Consider the following 2,387-nt stretch of genomic DNA (forward strand, 5'->3'; position numbering starts at 1 on the left):
TCAAAATCGGGAGAATGTACCTCGATAGGCGTCTCGTCTTTGGAATGATAAAAAGCGGAGATCGCTTTTCCGAAGATATCTTTATCTGGCGTTGTGTTATTCATATCTTTGCAAAATGGAGGAAATTTTAGACAATCTCCCGGAGCGGGCCAAAGATAAGCATAAGGAAAATAAAAAGTTCTTTTCGCGCCTTCGGAAAAAGCCACCAAAGGACCTGGACCGGCAAATGAAGGAACTTCACGAGGAGGAGTTTTCCCGCACTAATTGCCTGGATTGTGCCAATTGCTGTAAAACCACCGGACCCCTTTTCACCAACAAGGATATTGAGAGAATAAGCAAACACTTAAAACTGAAGCCGCAGCAGTTTATCGAGCAATATCTGCGTATAGATGAGGATAAGGATTATGTATTACAGGAGGTGCCCTGTGCTTTTCTGGCTCCCGATAATTATTGTCTTATTTATGAAGTAAGACCAAAGGCCTGCCGGGAGTTTCCGCATACTGACAGGAAGGATTTCCACAAGATCTCCAATCTCACCATGAAAAATACTGCCATTTGTCCGGCTGCATACAATATAGTAGAGGAGATGAAGAGAAGGATCAAAACCTAGGCGGCCGTCTAAACTATTTAAACCTTCTTTTGATGAGATTAAATTTCTTGTAATTTTTGATAATTAAAAAATATAGTATTGGTCCGAAGAAGGGAAGAAAAATTATAATCAGTACCCAGATCAATCGATGTCTCCCCTTGAAATTTTGCTTTAGCAAACTGGCAAAAGCCAGTACCGGAAGCACGAGAAGTGCTACCATAAAGGCCGAAAGCCAAAAGCCGGAGGTTTCTAACTCGATCATAGGAGAATAATTTGACCTTAATATAATAAATATTTTTCTCGTTTTTCAGAAAATTCTGCTAATCCTGGCTTCCAGGTTTCGCGAATTTCTTCAGCGCTAAGGCCTTCTTCTATTTGTTCCTGAAGTTTGGTGGTCCCTGCAAGTTTCGTAAAGAAGGCATTGAAGAATTTTTCTTTGTCTTCAGTATTTTGGTAAGCTTCCAGAAGCCATTCCAAATTAATTTTGCTCAGAGATTCGTGTTCGCTAAGGTCACGGCCGTAACAGGTTTCCCCGAGATGCTTAGGGTTTTTAGCTCCGTCTTTAGATTCAGGGGTGTAGGTATAATCGAAATACTCTTTATCCAGGTACGGTGAGCCAAAAACCTGGAATTGCTTATCGGTACCGCGGCCAGCGTTTACATTGGTTCCTTCAAAAAAACAAAGGCTTGGGTATAGATTAATCGACTGTGCATTGGGAAGGTTAGGGGATGGTTTCACCGGAAGTTCATAAGCCAGGGAATGATTGTAATTTTCCATTTCCACTACTTCCAGCTCACATTGTATTCCGTCTTTTAACCATTTCTCTCCGTTTATCATTTTCGCATATTCTCCCATGGTGAGCCCGTGTACAGTAGGGATGGGATGCATGCCTACGAAACTTTTATTTTCCATTTCCAGGATTGGGCCGTCAATATAATGTCCGTTGGGATTTGGGCGGTCAAAAACGATAAGCTGAATATTATTTTCAGCACAGGCCTCCATCACGTAATGTAGGGAAGAGATATAGGTATAAAACCGGGCACCTACATCCTGAAGGTCGAAGATAAGCACGTCGAGTCCCTCAAGTTGTTCCGGTTTTGGTTTCTTGTTATCGCCGTAAAGTGAGATCACCGGGAGACCGGTTTCGGCATCCTTTCCATCTTCAATGGCTTCCCCGGCATCGGCAGTGCCACGGAAACCGTGTTCGGGTGCGAATACTTTTTTTAGATTCACATCCAGGGAAAGTAAGGAGTCAACAAGATGTGTATATCCATCTTCTTTATCGATACGCGAACTCTGATTTCCAACTAAGCCCACTCTTTTTCCTTCCAGAATAGGCAGGTAAGTTTCAGTGCGATTTGCACCTACAATAATGTCTTCTGAAGTCAATTCAGTTTTGCTTTTGTCGACTGTAACGGCCTGCTCATCTTTATCTGAATTTGTGTTTCCGCAGGAAACAAGTCCGATAAAAGCGAATAAAAATGTACTTTTGAATAACCTTTTAATCATCCTGATAATTTGAATTTTGAATACTTCGTTGTAAAACGCCTTATTGGCGCCAAAGGCCATAAAAGTAGCATATCTGCCCCAATAATAAAAATCGCTATAGTTGCTATTGCGATCGGGGTAATTATGATGTTGGTTTCCTTTGCCACGGGGTTGGGATTACAGGAGAAAATAAGGGATAAGATCGCTGCTTTCAACGGGCACATCAGTATTTCCAGTTACGATAATAACAGCTCCCAGGTTTCTCTGGTCCCAATTTCAAAGGAGCAGGATTTTTATCCCGAATTCACTA

General features: G+C 41.9%; 3 protein-coding genes and 1 pseudogene. 2 read left to right on the forward strand and 2 right to left on the reverse strand.

Annotated elements, in window-relative coordinates:
* Nucleotides 1–115 precede the first annotated feature (115 nt).
* The gene (locus ACESK1_RS13060; protein WP_372920612.1) at nt 116–610 is read left to right on the forward strand and encodes a YkgJ family cysteine cluster protein; all 495 of its coding nucleotides are present in this window, start codon (nt 116–118) and stop codon (nt 608–610) included.
* Between the two features lie 13 nt (nt 611–623).
* On the opposite strand, the gene ACESK1_RS13065 is transcribed toward ACESK1_RS13060, so the two are convergent.
* A complete protein-coding gene (locus ACESK1_RS13065) occupies nt 624–851 on the reverse strand; it encodes a PLDc N-terminal domain-containing protein (protein WP_372920613.1) in 228 nt (75 codons plus the stop codon).
* Nucleotides 852–868: 17 nt separating this feature from the next.
* Entirely contained in the window at nt 869–2,098 is a 1,230-nt protein-coding gene (locus ACESK1_RS13070; RefSeq protein ID WP_372920614.1) for an exo-beta-N-acetylmuramidase NamZ domain-containing protein, read from the reverse strand.
* Between the two features lie 9 nt (nt 2,099–2,107).
* Here ACESK1_RS13070 and ACESK1_RS13075 point away from each other — a divergent pair.
* A pseudogene (locus ACESK1_RS13075) lies at nt 2,108–2,387 on the forward strand (ABC transporter permease); the annotation flags it as partial.

Source organism: Salegentibacter sp., assembly GCF_041642575.1.
In the GTDB taxonomy this organism is placed as follows: domain Bacteria; phylum Bacteroidota; class Bacteroidia; order Flavobacteriales; family Flavobacteriaceae; genus Salegentibacter.

What these genes read in the sequence shown, in the direction of transcription:
- ACESK1_RS13070 (WP_372920614.1), bottom strand. Translation starts at nt 2,098, where the DNA reads ATGATTAAAAGGTTATTCAAAAGTACATTTTTATTCGCTTTTATCGGA.
- ACESK1_RS13065 (WP_372920613.1), bottom strand. Translation starts at nt 851, where the DNA reads ATGATCGAGTTAGAAACCTCCGGCTTTTGGCTTTCGGCCTTTATGGTA.
- ACESK1_RS13060 (WP_372920612.1), top strand. Translation starts at nt 116, where the DNA reads ATGGAGGAAATTTTAGACAATCTCCCGGAGCGGGCCAAAGATAAGCAT.